The 14,763-nt window shown below is 57.6% G+C and carries 14 protein-coding genes; 1 reads left to right on the top strand and 13 read right to left on the bottom strand.

Annotated features, from left to right (window positions below; genetic code table 11):
* Nucleotides 1–8 precede the first annotated feature (8 nt).
* On the top strand, nucleotides 9–1,277 hold the full coding sequence (locus tag LRR79_RS13390) for an HlyC/CorC family transporter (RefSeq protein WP_231757693.1): 1,269 nt from the start codon (nucleotides 9–11) through the stop codon (nucleotides 1,275–1,277).
* Between the two features lie 15 nt (nucleotides 1,278–1,292).
* On the opposite strand, the gene rnhB is transcribed toward LRR79_RS13390, so the two are convergent.
* The 13 genes from rnhB to pyrH all read right to left on the bottom strand — a co-directional run bounded on the left by rnhB (nucleotide 1,293) and on the right by pyrH (nucleotide 14,712).
* Nucleotides 1,293–1,919 (bottom strand): ribonuclease HII, encoded by a 627-nt coding sequence (rnhB, locus tag LRR79_RS13395; protein ID WP_231757694.1) that lies wholly within the window; start codon nucleotides 1,917–1,919, stop codon nucleotides 1,293–1,295.
* A 16-nt stretch (nucleotides 1,920–1,935) separates the two neighbouring features.
* Entirely contained in the window at nucleotides 1,936–3,063 is a 1,128-nt protein-coding gene (gene lpxB, locus LRR79_RS13400) for a lipid-A-disaccharide synthase (RefSeq protein WP_231760030.1), read from the bottom strand.
* Between the two features lie 41 nt (nucleotides 3,064–3,104).
* A complete protein-coding gene (lpxA, locus tag LRR79_RS13405; protein ID WP_231757695.1) occupies nucleotides 3,105–3,884 on the bottom strand; it encodes an acyl-ACP--UDP-N-acetylglucosamine O-acyltransferase in 780 nt (259 codons plus the stop codon).
* A gap of 183 nt (nucleotides 3,885–4,067) precedes the next feature.
* Entirely contained in the window at nucleotides 4,068–4,505 is a 438-nt protein-coding gene (gene fabZ / locus LRR79_RS13410; protein ID WP_043315703.1) for a 3-hydroxyacyl-ACP dehydratase FabZ, read from the bottom strand.
* A 90-nt stretch (nucleotides 4,506–4,595) separates the two neighbouring features.
* Nucleotides 4,596–5,654, bottom strand: coding sequence for a UDP-3-O-(3-hydroxymyristoyl)glucosamine N-acyltransferase (gene lpxD / locus LRR79_RS13415; RefSeq protein WP_269455084.1), 1,059 nt, complete (start codon nucleotides 5,652–5,654; stop codon nucleotides 4,596–4,598).
* Between the two features lie 16 nt (nucleotides 5,655–5,670).
* Entirely contained in the window at nucleotides 5,671–6,186 is a 516-nt protein-coding gene (locus tag LRR79_RS13420; protein WP_231757696.1) for an OmpH family outer membrane protein, read from the bottom strand.
* Nucleotides 6,187–6,306: 120 nt separating this feature from the next.
* Nucleotides 6,307–8,880, bottom strand: a complete 2,574-nt coding sequence (gene bamA / locus LRR79_RS13425; RefSeq protein WP_231757697.1) for an outer membrane protein assembly factor BamA — start codon at nucleotides 8,878–8,880, stop codon at nucleotides 6,307–6,309.
* A 196-nt stretch (nucleotides 8,881–9,076) separates the two neighbouring features.
* Nucleotides 9,077–10,435 carry an RIP metalloprotease RseP gene (rseP, locus tag LRR79_RS13430; protein WP_231757698.1) on the bottom strand — a complete coding sequence of 453 codons (1,359 nt, stop codon included), beginning with the start codon at nucleotides 10,433–10,435 and terminating at the stop codon, nucleotides 9,077–9,079.
* A gap of 9 nt (nucleotides 10,436–10,444) precedes the next feature.
* The gene (ispC, locus tag LRR79_RS13435; protein ID WP_231757699.1) at nucleotides 10,445–11,701 is read right to left on the bottom strand and encodes a 1-deoxy-D-xylulose-5-phosphate reductoisomerase; all 1,257 of its coding nucleotides are present in this window, start codon (nucleotides 11,699–11,701) and stop codon (nucleotides 10,445–10,447) included.
* 40 nt (nucleotides 11,702–11,741) lie between these two features.
* Nucleotides 11,742–12,587, bottom strand: a complete 846-nt coding sequence (locus LRR79_RS13440; protein ID WP_231757700.1) for a phosphatidate cytidylyltransferase — start codon at nucleotides 12,585–12,587, stop codon at nucleotides 11,742–11,744.
* Nucleotides 12,588–12,660: 73 nt separating this feature from the next.
* Nucleotides 12,661–13,422 carry a polyprenyl diphosphate synthase gene (gene uppS / locus LRR79_RS13445; protein ID WP_231757701.1) on the bottom strand — a complete coding sequence of 254 codons (762 nt, stop codon included), beginning with the start codon at nucleotides 13,420–13,422 and terminating at the stop codon, nucleotides 12,661–12,663.
* Nucleotides 13,422–13,979 (bottom strand): ribosome recycling factor, encoded by a 558-nt coding sequence (frr, locus tag LRR79_RS13450; RefSeq protein ID WP_231757702.1) that lies wholly within the window; start codon nucleotides 13,977–13,979, stop codon nucleotides 13,422–13,424. The genes uppS and frr overlap by 1 nt, the downstream gene beginning before the upstream one ends.
* Nucleotides 13,972–14,712, bottom strand: coding sequence for a UMP kinase (pyrH, locus tag LRR79_RS13455; RefSeq protein ID WP_043315683.1), 741 nt, complete (start codon nucleotides 14,710–14,712; stop codon nucleotides 13,972–13,974). Before pyrH ends, frr begins: the two co-directional genes overlap by 8 nt.
* Between the last annotated feature and the right edge of the window lie 51 nt (nucleotides 14,713–14,763).

Raw genomic sequence — 14,763 nt, forward strand, 5'->3', positions numbered from 1 at the left:
GCTCTCCCTTGAACGATCTGCCTCCCGGCCTGTTATTTGCTTTGATAGGCCTGTTGATAGTTATTTCCGCGTTTTTTTCCAGCTCCGAAACCAGCATGATGGCGCTGAACCGCTATCGCCTGCGCCATCAGGCGAAAACGGGGCACCGCGGCGCAAAGCGGGCTATGGAGCTACTCGCTCGCCCGGACAAACTGATCGGGGTCATCCTGATTGGCAACAACATCGTCAACATTCTCGCCTCGGTAATCGCCGGCGCCGTGTTTACCCGCCTCTATGGTGAAGCCGGGGTCTGGTATGCCACTGCAGCTCTCACCCTGGTGGTGCTGATCTTTGCCGAAATCACCCCGAAAACCATTGCCGCCCTGCACCCGGAGAAAGTCGCCTTTCCCGCCAGCATTATTCTGCGCCCACTGCTGTGGCTGCTGTCCCCCTTTGTGCGACTGATCGGCAGCGTGTCCAACGGACTGGCGCGCCTGGTCGGGGTGGAGGCGGACAAGGAAGCCGAAGCCGAACACCTGGCTCCCGAGGAGCTGCGCTCGGTGGTTTTTGAGTCCGGGGCCCTGTTACCCACCAAGCACAAAGGGATGCTGCTGAACGTGCTGGATCTGGATCAGGCGACGGTGGAAGACATCATGATTCCGCGCAACGAGGTCATCGGCGTGGACCTGGACAACAGCGCCGAGGATATCCTGCAACAGCTGGCAGAAAGCAGCTATACGCGACTGCCCGTCTACCGCGGCGACATCAACCATGTGGTGGGGATACTGCACCTGCGCCGTGCGGCCCAGATTCTGCGCGACGGACCCGAAACCCTGACTGCGGACACACTGAAATCCCATTTGAACGAACCCTACTTCGTCCCGGAAGCCACCCCTCTGCCCACCCTGCTGATGAACTTCCAGCAGAAGAAGCGGCGCATGGGGCTGGTGGTGGACGAGTACGGCGAGGTAATGGGGATTGTGACCCTGGAAGATCTACTGGAAGAGATTGTCGGCGACTTTACCGCGAGTCCGGTACCCAGTGACGATGAAGAAATCATTGAGCAGGACAACGGCTGGTACCTGGTAGACGGTGGCACATCCATTCGCGAGATCAACCGGACCCTGCACTGGGAATTGCCCACGGATGGTCCGAAGACCTTTAATGGCCTGATCATGGAACATCTGGAAAGCATCCCGGAGGGCAATATCAGCCTGTATATCCAGGATTACCTGATCGAGATCGTGGAAGTTTCGGACAAGATGATTACCAGCGCACGGGCAAAGAAAGCGGGCTAAGGCGCCCGCCACTGACTAAATCAGTTCCAGCTGCCGCTTTACCGGGGCAAAGCTCTTGCGATGAATCGGGGTGGCGCCGAGGCGTGCCAGCGCCTCCATATGCGTCTTGGTGGGGTACCCTTTGTGGCCCGCCAGGCCATAACCCGGGTAAATACGATCCAGCTCGACCATTTCCCGATCCCGGGTGACCTTGGCCAGAATAGACGCCGCCGCAATACACGGGACCCGGTCATCCCCCTTCACCACCGTATCGCAGGCGTAACGCCATTGGGGCTTGCGATTGCCGTCCACCAATACAAACTCCGGCTGCACGGACAACTGCTCCACCGCCCGCTTCATCGCCAGCAGGCTCGCGTGCAGAATATTCAGCTGATCGATTTCCTCCACACTGGCACGGGCAACGGCAAAGCTCGAGGCCTTTTCACGAATCTCATCAAAAAGTGCATCGCGCCGCTTTTCGCTCAGTTTTTTTGAGTCCGCCAGACCTTCCACCGGATTGTCCGGATCAAGTATCACGGCTGCCGCCACAACATCCCCCGCCAGGGGACCACGACCGACTTCATCGACCCCCGCAAGCAACGCGCCGGTATAGGAGCAGACATAGGGAGGTAAAACAGTTTTGGCCGAAGCTGATCTGGACATAGAAAAGAATACGAAATTACGGGTTCAGCAACGCACACACCGCATCTGCGGCTTTTTGCGAAGCGTTGCGGCGCAGCTCCTGGTGCATCTCACTGAACTCGCGGCGCAACTGATCACCGGCGAGCGGATCGTGAAAATAATTCAGCACTGCGGCACCCAGTGCTTCCGGCGTAGCGTCATCCTGAAGAATTTCCGGCACCAGCTCTTTGTGCGCCAGCAGATTGGGCAGAGACACCCAGGGGGTATGCAGCATACGCGAGAAAATCGCGTAGGACAGCGCCGCCATTTTATAGGCGACCACCATGGGCTTGTTCATCAACATGGTTTCCAGGGTCGCCGTCCCGGAAGCGATCAGCACCGCATCCGACGCCGCCAGCGCCTGTTGCGAGTTGCCGTCAATCATCGTCAGCGACAACTCCTGCAGCGCGGGCGCCTGTGCCAGTTGCTGCTCCAGTTGCGCGCGGCGCTCGCTACTCGCCGCCGGTAACACGAACTTGAGCCCTGGACGACGCTGCTGGCACCACAGCGCCGCCTGCAGGAATAACGGCCCCAGCAGGCGCACCTCTCCACCGCGACTACCGGGCAACAGCGCCACGATCTCATCCTGCTCGGTAAACCCCAGGGCGCGGCGCGCTTCCGCCACATCCACATCCAGGGGAATCTCATCTGCCAGAGGGTGACCGACAAACGTGACCGGCACCTGATGCTCACGATAAAAATCCGCCTCGAACGGTAGCAGCGTCAGCATATGATCAACCGCACGGGCAATCTTCTTGATTCGGCCACGACGCCACGCCCAGACCGAGGGACTGACATAATGCACCGTTGGTATTCCCGCAGCGCGTAACGCCTCTTCCAGGCCGAGATTAAAGTCCGGGGAATCGATACCAATAAAAATATCCGGCGGGTTGGCAATAAACTGTTCGCGCAGCGTACGCCGAATTTTCAGCAGTTCGGGCAGCCGCTTGAGAGGCTCCACCAGCCCCATGACCGACAGCCGCTCCATGGGAAACAGGGATTGCGCACCCAGTGCGAGCATGCGCGGCCCGGCAATCCCCACCACTTCAACAGAGGAAAACCGCTTTTGCAGCGCCGCGATCAATCCGGCTCCGAGAATGTCACCGGAAGCCTCTCCGGCCAGCATGCCGACCCGCAAGGTCCGGTTTCTATCCTGTGAACTGCCGCTCAACGGACAATTCCGCGATTGGAGTGCCGCAGGGAGTCAATCCACGGCTGAATCACTTCGGATTCCTGCCGCAGTTGCGCCAGAGATTCCAGGGCTTCATCCGCGGTCAGACCGCGTCGATAGACGATTTTGTAGGCTTTGTTAATCAGGGTAATTTCGTCTCGAGTGAAACCGCGGCGACGCAACCCTTCCGCATTGATGGTTTTGGCTTCCGCGGGATTGCCGGCCACCATGACGTAGGCCGGAACATCCTTGCCAATTCCCGCCCCCATGCCGGTAAACGCGTGTTCGCCAATGGTGCAGTGCTGGTGCACCAGAGTGTAGCCACTCAGGATAGCCCAGTCGCGCACGTAGACATGGCCGGCAAGCGCAACGTTATTCACCAGGATGGTATGATTACCGATCACACTGTCGTGACCGATATGCGCATAGGCCATCAGCAGATTATCGTTACCAATGGTGGTTTCACCGCGGTCCTGAACCGTTCCCCGGTGAATGGTGACTCCCTCGCGAATCACGTTGTTATCACCAATCACCAGTGTGGTTGGCTCCCCCTGATATTTTTTATCCGGGGTATCCTGACCAACGGTTGCGAACTGATAGACATGATTGTTCTTGCCGAGTTTGGTTGGCCCGCTCAGCACCACGTGGGAAGCGATCTGGCAACCATCGCCAATTTCCACATCAGGCCCCACAATACTGTACGGGCCAATCTGCACCCCATCACCGATAACTGCCGAGTCATCGACAATTGCGGTCGGATGAATACTGGTCTGCATGCTGTGGCTATCTCCTCACCGGCTCGATGGTTGATCGGCTGGCTTTAGCGAAGGATTACCTCGCCATGGCGCCAGAAACGACGACAATACTTTACCCGCGAATGGCGAATATAAAAAACAATTTGGTCACACTGTCCCATCGGGGATCCCCGCCTGAGCGTGTCACCCCCGTGGCAATCCGATTCAGATTTTCTTGACCGCACACAGGATGTCAGCAGAAGCCGCGAGACTGCCATCGACCGTTGCTTTGCCGGCAAATTTCCAGATACCGCGACGCTCAGACACCACTTCCGATTCCAGCTGCAGACAATCTCCGGGTACTACCTGACGTTTGAAACGCACATTGTCGATACCCGCAAACAGGTACAGGTAACCGTCTTCCGGCTTTTGCCCAAGGGTTTTAAATCCGAGGATTCCCGACACCTGCGCCAGCGCCTCCACGATCATCACTCCGGGAAAGATGGGCACTTCCGGGAAATGACCGTTGAACACCTCCTCATTGATCGAGATGTTCTTGTAACCTCTGATCGATTTGCCCTCTTCCAGCTCGACCACTCGATCCACCAAAAGGAAAGGATAGCGGTGTGGAAGGTATTGACGAATTTCCTGTACGTCCATCATGACGATTTGTCCCCAGAAACCACTTCGGGGCGCCGAACGCCCCGAATTTTCGATTAAATCTTGTATCTGCAACCGGTGGAGCAGGTTAGCCTATTCCTCCGCCTGCCCCTGCTGCTTGAGCGCGGACTCCAGCGCTTTCAGACGCCGGGCCATCTGATCCAGCTGCCCGTAGCGTACGGCATTGCGGCGCCAGCTACGGCTCTCCATAAAAGGCACGCCGCTGGAGTAAGAACCGGCCTCTTCGATGGATTTTGTAACCAGGGTGCGCGCAGTGACATGGCTGCGATCTGCGATGGTGACATGGCCAACAATGCCGGCACCGCCTGCAATGGTGCAGTGCTTGCCGATAACCGCACTACCCGCCACCGCCGAGCAGGCAGCCATGGCTGAGTAGTCACCAATCTGCACATTGTGCGCGATTTGCACCATGTTGTCGATCTTCACACCGCGTCCGATCACCGTATTGCCAAGCGCGCCACGGTCGATACAGGTACAGGACCCGATCTCGACCTCATCGGCTATTTCCACACCGCCCAGCTGATGGATCTTGGTCCATTGCCCCTGTGCCGGGGCAAAACCGAACCCATCGGCTCCGATGACCGTATTGCTGTGTACCGTACAGTCAGCGCCAATAAAACACCCGTGGTAAATCACCACATTCGGGAACAGACGGGAGCGGGCACCGATCTCACTTCCCTCACCCACTACGCAACCCGATCCGACAATAGCGCCCTGCCCGATTTTCGCATGGGCTTCGATCACTGCGCCCGGGCCAACACAGGCATCCGCAGCGACTTCCGCGCTGCCGTGGATAGTGGCTGACGGATCAATGCCCGGTGCCGGGGTAGGCGTGCGATCGTAAATCGCGGTCGCCATGGCAAAGGCCAGGTAGGGATTGGGAACAATCAGCGCAGTACCGGGGCATGATTCGACGTCATCCGCAGAAACCAGTACCGCACACGCCTTGGTCGTCGTCAGAAACCGACGGTAATTGGCACTGGCGAGAAAGCTGACTTCACTTTTCGCCGCATCCTGTAACGTATTGAGGCCAGTCGGCACCTGTTCGCCGCTGGCCCCAGCCGCCAGGCGCAACTCTGCCCCCAGCGCCTCAGCCAACTGCGCCAGCGTTGGCTGTGCATTCTTCATCATGGTCGCGCTGTCGAAATTACTTGGCAGCGTTCAGGCGCTTGACCAGCTCTTCGGTCAGGTTGGCAGTTTTGCCAGCGTAAACGGCGGCACTGGCGTCGAGTACCAGATCCAGCTTCTGCTCCTTGATTACCTCTTCCAGAGCGGCTTTCGCCTTCGGCAGCAGGTCTTTCTGCAGGTCCTGAACCGCCTGGCCCTCCATTGCACGCAGTTTCTTCACAGTGGTTTCGAAGTCGGAGCGCTTGAAATTGATCTTGCGCTGCTGCTCGGCCTTTTTCTCTTCCGACCAGGTCACACTATTTTTCTGTGCATCTTCCCCCATCTTCTGCACTTCCGCGCGGATGCTCTCGGCGCTGTTCTGCAGTTGCGAATACTCAGAGCTGGTCTTCAGGGCGTTGATCTTGGAGGTCGCCTTTTCAGTGCTCATGATCGCCGCCTGGATATTGACCACGGCCACCTTGGTCTGTGCGCTCACAGTGCCCGCAAACAGCAGGCCAGCCAACAGAATCGCACTCACTTTCACAAATTTGAACACTTTTTATTCTCCATATTTCTGTAAATTTACGGCCGCTTCCACAGAGGCCGTTTAGTCTGGAAGGCCGCCGCTCGCCGCTAGGAGTGAACCCTAAACAGTTGCGACGGCAATTTCCAGTGGTCAGAAGCTATTACCCAGTGAGAACTGGAATACTTCGATCTCGTCGTCTTCATTTTCCTGCAGAGCCTTGGACAGGCTGAAGGTGAGAGGACCAAACCCGGTAATCCAGGTGAGACCAATACCCGCAGAGACGTTGATATGATCGATATCGATGTCGTAACAGTTCAACTGTGAAACACCACAGTTGGTGCTGAATACGTTACCCGCATCGATAAAGAAGGCGGACTGCATGGAGCGCTGATCCTTGACGAACGGAATCGGGAAGATGATTTCCGCACTGCCTTCCACCAGGATATTGCCACCAAACGGATCTGGGCTACGGCTGCTCACCTGTGTCGTTTCCAGCTCGCCGGTTGCATCGTCCAGCACATAGCAGTATTCGGTGATATCACCGTCTGCGTTCACCGCGCACGGCGTGGTGCGATAATTCACCGCCGGGGTTGAACGGGGCCCCAGGGTATTGCGTTCGAAACCGCGCACAGAGCCAAAGCCACCGGCGTAGAAGTTCTCAAAGAACGGCAGCTCGTCGGTGTCACCGTAGCCTTCTGCATAACCCAACCGGGTACGCAGGCGCAGAGTCAGATCATTGGTCAACGGGCGGAAATACTGCCCGGTATAAATGAATTTGTAATATTCGAGGTCACCACCGGGCAGAGCGATCTCGATGGAGGCGCGCTGCGAGGCACCGCGGGTGGCAAGAATACCCCGGTTCAGGGTGGAACGGGCGTAAGAGGTGGTCAGGGACCATGAATCAAATTCATCGCCGTAGAGGTCAACGAAGCCATCCGGATTGGTATTCAGCAGACTGGTATCCACCGGCATACTCAGGTCCAGCGCCATACCATCGTCCACGGCCATCTCGAGCTCTTCGAGAATATCCGCCTCATCGTCGGAACTGATTTCTCCATTCACCCCGCTGATCGGAACCGGGCTGTCCTTGATTTCCTGAACAGAGCTGCTGTGGGTGCTCAGCTCCAGGTGATTGAATCCGATATTCAGACCAATGCGCGAAATCTCGGAAATCGGATAACCAAAGCTCAACCCGGCACCGTACGTGGTGGTGTTATAGCTGGACAGGTTGATCTCGGAGTAATCGCGCTCCTGGTAGAACACATTGAAACCGCGGCTGACACCGTCTGGTGTGAAATACGGATCGGTATAGGAAAAGTTAAGTACCGTCTGGTAGGTCGACGTGTTTACCGCAAAACCTACGGATTTACCGGTACCCAGCCAGTTGTTTTCCTGCACGTTGGCACCCAACACCAGGCCACTGCCCTGCGCATAACCTACGGTACCACCGATGGTGCCGGAAGGTTGCTCTTCGACCGTGTATTCCACATCGATCTGATCCGATGTACCGGGCACCTCGGTGGTTTCCACCTGCACTTCTTTGAAGTAACCCAGACGTTCCAGGCGCACTTTCGACTGCTCGATGCGGGCGGAGGATGCGGAGGCGGATTCCATCTGGCGCATCTCGCGACGCAACACGTCATCGGAAGTGCGGGTATTGCCGCGGAAATTGATCCGGCGCACATAGGCTCGCTTACCCGGGTCAATAAAGAAGGTCACCTTTACGGTTTTATCTTCTTTATTGGGCTCAGGAATGCCATTCACCTCGGCAAAGGTATACCCCTCATTACCCAGACGCTTGGTGATGTAATCGGACGTCGTGGTCATCAGCACCTGAGAGAAAGTGCGGCCATCACGGACCAGAATCAACCGGCGAATCTCTTCTTCCGATACGACCGGATCACCCGCCAGCTCAACTTCGGATACCTTGTAGACATCGCCTTCAGTAATGTTGACCGTAATGAAAACACTCTGCTTGTCCGGGCTCAGGGACACCTGAGTGGAATCGATTTTGAATTCGAGATAACCGCGGTCGAGGTAGTAGGACTCAAGACGCTCTAGGTCACCGGTCAGCTTTTCGCGGGAGTACTTATCATCACTGTTGAGCCAGGACAGCCAGCCGGTAGTCTGCAGCTCAAAAATCTCCGCCAGCTCTTCATCGGAAAACGCCTGGTTGCCGACAATGTTGATGTGTTTGATGGCGGCCACGGAGCCTTCATCCACCACAACCTTCAACTCTACCTGGTTCCGTGGCAGCTCTTTCACTTCTGTGGTGACACTGGCGCCGTAGCGGCCCTGAGCCACATACTGGCGCTGCAACTCCTGCGCCAGACCTTCGAGGGTCGCGCGCTTGAAAATCTGCCCTTCGGCCAGACCGTTGTCATTCATACCCTTGAGCAGGTCTTCGGTCTTGATCGCCTTGTTGCCGGTAATCTCGATTTTGGAAATGGCTGGGCGCTCGCGCACGGTGATTACCAGAACGCCATTCTCCCGGCCAATCTGGATATCCTGGAAATAGCCGGTGCGGAACAAGGCGCGGGTAGCACTCTGAATTTCAACACTTTCAATCTGGTCGCCAACCCGGACCGGTAACGCGGCAAAAACCGAGCCGGCGGATACACGCTGCAGCCCCTCAACGCGAATGTCATTGACCACAAACGATTGAGCGTAAGCAGCAATAGGCATTGCCAGGCTGAGGCTCGCCGCCTTCAGGAAATCTTTCATCTACTAATTCCGAGTGTTTATTCGCAATTCCATATGGGCAATAAGCCCGACATCACAGAGGCGCACGCCTCGCCAACCCCAACCGAACAGACCTGGCCGCAGCGATCGGACCGAGCGCTCCCCTCTTCTCTGGAGTCCCGTCAGGACCCCTCTGTATTCAACAAAATGTAGGACAGGGAGCGCGGGTAAAAATTCATTAAAGGCGCAGAATATCGTTATACAGCGCCAGGGCCATGATCCCGAGCACCATTGCCATCCCCACCTGCAGCCCGATCATCTGCACCTTTTCGGAGACAGGGGAACCCTTGATTGCTTCAATACCGTAGTAAAGGAGATGGCCGCCGTCGAGCACGGGAATCGGCAAGAGATTCAACACGCCAAGACTGATACTCAACAGTGCCAGTAATGACAGGAATGACTGCCAACCCGCGTCCGCCGAAGTGCCGGCAACTTTAGCAATGGTGATAGGGCCGCTCAAGTTACGGGTAGAGATCTCTCCAAACAGCAGTTTTTTCAGACTGTTCAGAGTAAATACCGTCTTGCTCCAGGTCTCCTCCAGCCCTTTGCTGAGAGCCCCGAGCACCCCGTAGTGGTAGCGACGCACCTTGTCCTCGGGCCAGGATGCGGATACCGGCAACACGCCGATGCGACCGATCTTCTCACCGCTGTCGAGGGTCACCAGATCCGGGGTGATGGTGACCACCTGCTCACTCCCATCACGCAGCACAGTAACCTGAACAGCCTCTTCGGGCCGCGCTTTGATATAGCTGGTCCATTGGTCCCACTCACTGAAGTCTCGGCCATCGGTGGCGACAATCTCATCCCCCGCCTTCAGGCCGCCCCTCTCCGCAGGACTGCCCGCAACCACCTGCGCAAGGGTCATACTGATACTCGGAATCCACAGTTTGACGCCGATCTCCTCCAGCGGATCGGGGACCTCCTGACCCGCGAGCCAGCGATCGATGTCCGCATACATGTGATACTCGAGGGTGGAATCGGGATAGCGCACGGAAAACTTGATATCCCCGGTGTCGCCCAGACGATTGGCCAGCCGCCAGTTGAGTGCCTGCCAGGTAGGGGTAGGGTGGTCGTCCACCGCGATGATCTCCTGCCCGGACTCCAGCCCGGCATAGGCTGCGATACTGCGCGGCTCCACCTGATCCACGATGGGTACCGGGCCGGAGGTGCCGCCCATAAACACGCCCCAGAAGAGTGCGATAGCCAAAAGAAAATTAAACACCGGGCCCGCAGCGGCAATCGCCATTCGCTGCCAGACATTTTTGCGGTTGAACGCGCTGTCCAGATCCTCTGGTGCCACAGTTCCTTCGCGCTCGTCGAGGAATTTGACATAGCCGCCAAGGGGAATCGCAGAGACGGTAAATTCCGTGCCATGACGGTCATAGCGGGAAATCAGACGCTTGCCGAAACCGACAGAAAAGCGCAACACCTTGACGCCACACCAGCGCGCTACGATAAAGTGGCCGAACTCGTGAAAGCTCACCAGTACGCCAAGGGCCACCAGTGCCCAGGCTGCAGTTTGAAGAAAATCTAACATGGGGTCAGTTTACATTGATCTCGTTTGCGGACGCTGTCCGTGGTAACTGTTGCCGCCAGCATCGTTCTCATGAACGCCGTTCAGTTCACTCAGCACTTCCTGAGCCCGCGCACGTGCTTCCCGATCAGCCAGTTCGACTGCTTCCAGGTCCACCAGTTCAAGCCTGTCGGTGGAATCCATGACCTTTTCAATCAGCACGGCGATCCCGGTAAACGGCAGTGCGCCCTGGAGAAATGCCTCGACGGCAACTTCATTTGCCGCGTTAAGCACGGTGGGCGCACTGCCGCCCTGCTCTATCGCCTCCCGCGCAAGGCGCAGGCAAGGGAAGCGAGACTCATCCGGTGCCTCAAAATCCAGGCGACCAGCACGAATCAGGTCCAGTGCACTTACGCCGCTGTCGATGCGCCGGGGAAACGCCAGCGCGTGCGCGATGGGTGTGCGCATATCCGGGTTGCCCATCTGCGCCAGCAGAGAACCATCCCGATACTGCACCATGGAATGCACAATGCTCTGTGGGTGCACAACCACCTGAATATCCGACGGTTGCGCGTGAAAAAGGTAGCAGGCCTCGATGAACTCCAACCCCTTGTTCATCATGGTGGCGGAATCTACAGAAATTTTGCGCCCCATAGACCAATTGGGGTGATTGCACGCCTCGTCCGGGGTGACGCGGTGCAGGCTTTGAGGATCCGCGGTGCGAAAAGGGCCGCCAGAGCCGGTGAGCAGAATCCGCTCCACGCCGGCATCCGCCAGATTGTGACAGGGATACGGCAGACACTGGAAAATCGCATTGTGCTCGCTATCGATGGGCAGCAGCGATGCGTCGCTTTCCGCCAACGCCGCCATAAACAGCGGGCCGGCCATCACCAGCGACTCCTTGTTCGCCAGCAGCACCTTCTTCCCTGCCCGCACCGCCGCCAATGTCGGTTTCAGGCCTGCAGCCCCGACGATTGCGGCCATAACAACCGCCACCTCCGGCGCTGACGCCACCTGGCACAACCCCTCAACACCGCTCAGCACTTCCGTGGTCAAGCCTTCCGCAACAAGCTCTTTGCGAAGCTGTGCCGCCTTATCCGTGTCCAGCACCACCGCAAACCGCGGCTTGAACCGGCGGCACTGCTGTGCCAGCTCCGCTACCCGCTCACGGGCGGTCAGCGCAAAGACGGAGTACTCCTTGGGGTGGCGGGCAAGTACATCCAGCGTACTCACGCCGATGGAACCGGTGGACCCGAGCACACAGACAGGTTGTGGGGTCATGGTTTGCATGAATTCGAAATACCTCTGCGCCCAGATCGACTAACGGATATTAAAGATATTTGGGCAATTCGCTGGCGAGCGCTGCCATGGTGAACACCGGCAAGGCTGCGGTAAGACTATCCAGGCGGTCCAGAATACCGCCGTGGCCGGGCAGAATACGGCTACTGTCCTTAATACCCCGGTGACGCTTGAACATGCTCTCCACCAGGTCGCCAATCACCGAAGCGAGCGCGGTGACCAACACGCCAATGGTAAACAACACCGTGTTCTTCGTAGGCAGGTCGAATGCAGCGGACACACCAAGCGCCAGAATCAGACAGGCCGCCAGCCCTCCGAAGAAGCCCTCCCAGGATTTACCCGGGCTGACTTCCCGCGCCAGCTTGTGTTTGCCGAACTTGCGCCCAACGAAGTAGGCCCCCACATCCGCGGCCACCACGACGGCCACCACAAACAATACTAACCAGGCACCGTGCTCCTGCCCCTGCAGAATGACAATGGACAACCAGGCGGGCACCAGCACGACCAGCCCGATCAGACCACGGGCCCAGCGATTCCCCCAAAGCATGGCGCTGGCCGGGTAGCCCTGCACCCAAAGAAAGGCCAGCGCCCACCATCCGCAGGCGACTGCCAGGATCTGGCGCGCGCGATCGGTATCGGGGCTGGAGAAGTCAAAATTGAAAACATAGCGGGCAGTGGCGATCAGCGCACAGCCCAGAGCGGCGAGAAATACAAAGCGCAGGGCACGATTCAGATTGGACAGATTGGCCCATTCCCAGCCCCCCAATAGAATGACGCCCGCAATTACGATGGAGAACCACTGCAGGGGCACAAAAAACAGCAGCCCCATAAAAAGAGCGACCAGCACCAGCGCGGTAATTATTCTTTGTTTTAGCACCGTTAAACCCTTAAAAAACCGTTAACTATTATCTCGGTAATCTGTGCTCGCTCACCTGACAGGTCTGGTCGTGTCAGGCTTGCGCCTCCAGACCATCCCCATTGCGCCCACCATAGCGCCGGTCACGCAGCCGGAAGGCATCCAGTGCCAGATCCAGTGCCGGCACATCGAAGTCGGGCCACAGCGTGTCAGTGAAATAAAATTCACTGTAAGCCGCCTGCCAGAGCACAAAATTACTGATTCGCTGCTCCCCACTGGAGCGAATCAGCAGGTCCACCGGCGGAAGGTCTGCCAGCTGGATATGTGCACCCAGGGCTTCTTCGTCAATAGAATCCGCAGCGCGCTGACCGCTGGCCACTTCTTCGGCCAGCACGCGCGCTGCCTGGGCTATATCCCATTGACCACCGTAGTCCGCAGCGATCACCAGCGTCCCGTTTTGCCCCTCGCGAGTCAATGCTTCCGCCTCGACGATGGCGCGCTGCACCCGCGAAGAAAAGCGGTCGCGACGACCGATGACACGCAGTCGAACACCCTGCTCCTGCATGCGCCGAGCTTCCCGGCGCAGATAGGAGTGGAACAGACTCATCAGCAGCTCCACCTCCTTGGGGGGCCGCCGCCAGTTCTCACTGGAGAAGGCGAACAGGGTCAGAACCTCAATATGACGTTCTTTACACGCCTCGATCAGGTCCCGGATACGCTCCACGCCCGCCTTGTGACCGGCGGAGGGTGACAAACCGCGGCGCGCTGCCCAACGGCCATTTCCATCCATGATGATGGCAACATGTCGCGGCCCCGCCTGCTCGTGTGCTGTCACACCAGTACCGCCTGAAGACATCAGATTTCCATCAGGTCTTTTTCTTTTGCCGCCAGCGCTTTTTCCACCTCGGCAATGTATTTGTCGGTCAGCTTCTGGATCTCGTCCGCTGCGCGACGCTCGTCGTCTTCAGAGATCTCTTTGTCTTTGACCAGCGCCTTTACTTCCGCCAGCGCATCGCGGCGGTTGTTGCGGATAGAAACCCGCGCACTTTCCGCTTCGCCTTTGGCCTGCTTGATGAAGTTCTTACGGGTTTCTTCCGTCAGCATCGGCATCGGAATACGGATAACCGCGCCGGCAGTGCTGGGGTTGAGCCCCAGATCAGACTTCATGATGGCTTTTTCAATGTCCGGAACCAGGTTCTTTTCCCAGGGAGTAACCGACAGGGTACGCGCATCTTCCACGGTGACATTCGCAACCTGGGACAACGGCGTATCAGAGCCGTAGTAGGACACCTGGATACCGTCCAGGATACTCGGGTGAGCGCGGCCGGTACGGATTTTGTTGAAGTTGGTGCCCAGTGCGTCAATGGCCTTACCCATACGTGACTCGGCTTGCTTCTTGATATCGTTAATCACGATTCACTTCCTCTTCGATCAGTGTGCCCTCTTCGCCACCCACAACAATGTTGAGCAGTGCGCCGGTCTTATCCATACGGAATACCCGCACCGGCATGTTGTGTTCGCGGCAGAGGCAGATTGCGGTTAGATCCATTACGCCGAGCTTCTTGTCCAGAACCTCGTCGTAAGTAAGTTGGTCGTAGCGGGTGGCGTCAGGCACCAGTTTCGGATCCGCCGAGTAGACACCATCCACTTTGGTAGCCTTGAGCACCATTTCCGCTTCAATCTCGATACCGCGCAGGCAGGCGGCGGAATCCGTGGTAAAGAAGGGGTTGCCGGTGCCGGCGGCAAAAATCAGCACTTCGCCGCGCTCCAGGTAACGGATGGCGGCGCGGCGGTCATAGTGGTCCACGATACCGCTCATCTGGATGGCCGACATGACGCGGGAGGAGATATTCGAGCGCTCCAGTGCATCGCGCAGGGCCAGGGCGTTCATGACAGTGGCCAGCATGCCCATGTGGTCGCCAGTCACCCGATCGAGGCCCGCAGCGTTCAGCGCGGCGCCACGGAACAGGTTGCCGCCACCGACCACCAGCCCGACCTGAACACCAATACCCACCAGCTGGCCAATTTCCAGGGCCATTTTGTCGAGCACTTTGGGGCTGATACCAAACCCCTGTTCGCCCATCAGCTCTTCTCCGCTGAGCTTTAACAGGATTCGCTTGTACTTGCGGTCTTTAATACCTGGCATCCCTTGTTCCTCAACTGTTACGGGCTAAATTCTGTGTTGAGACGCAACCGA

Source organism: Microbulbifer elongatus (assembly GCF_021165935.1).
GTDB classification, from domain to species: domain Bacteria; phylum Pseudomonadota; class Gammaproteobacteria; order Pseudomonadales; family Cellvibrionaceae; genus Microbulbifer; species Microbulbifer elongatus.